This window comes from Enterococcus sp. NBRC 3427 (genome assembly GCF_007996925.1).
GTDB lineage: Bacteria > Bacillota > Bacilli > Lactobacillales > Enterococcaceae > Enterococcus_B > Enterococcus_B lactis.
On the sequence record NZ_BJLL01000125.1, the window covers coordinates 1 to 765 of the forward strand.

Here is a 765-nt window from a genome sequence, read left to right on the forward strand (position 1 = left end):
ACATGATTATTCAGAATGCTTTACTTCTTTTTCAGCGATTTATCCCTGTGAAGAGGTAGAAACGGAAAGAGCCTACTTTAATTATTTTTTCTATTGTTTTTTTCCAAATCAAATTTCATTCCAACAAAAACAGGTGATTGGTTTCTTATTTTCCACAAGCAAAAACCTTATTTGCCAACAAGTCGATCAATTGATGACTTACTTAACTCAACAGTTTCCTATCAATCATTTGGAAGAAAAAAAACCGATCTATTTTTATTTTCTCGTACTAGCAGTTATTCTTTTGGAACTGTTAGGTGAATCTAGCAGTAGCTTTTCTACACTCTGCTTTCCAGAAACTACCTCCAATCAAACAGCTTCTTTTATACAGGAAAAAAAATTAAGAGAAAAAATTGACACAATTTTTTCAAACTCTAGAAAAAAAGTTCAATTAAGTCAATACCTTAGTCAATTGATCCAACACTTATTACAAACAGAAATGAAAGAACAATTACTCATCCATCTGCAGATAACCAAACCATTCACAGGGAATTACCATCTGCAAAGTCATTTACAGCAACTATTTCGCAATGAAGCAGTCAAGATTATCGAATGTCCTGAACATGCTGATTTGATTATTACAGATCAGCATGAGAAAAAATCAGCTGAAACGGAAACTTTCTATCTAGATACAAATCACGATACAGTATTATTCGGTGAGTTGATAAAAGCGATTCAAGAACTGTATATGAAAAAAAGATATGAGAATAAAACAAAGAGCGTGGG

Annotated in this window: 1 pseudogene; it reads left to right on the forward strand. The window is 32.3% G+C overall.

Annotated features, from left to right (window positions below):
- Window positions 1-765 (forward strand): annotated as a pseudogene (locus ESP02_RS13165) (M protein trans-acting positive regulator); the annotation flags it as partial.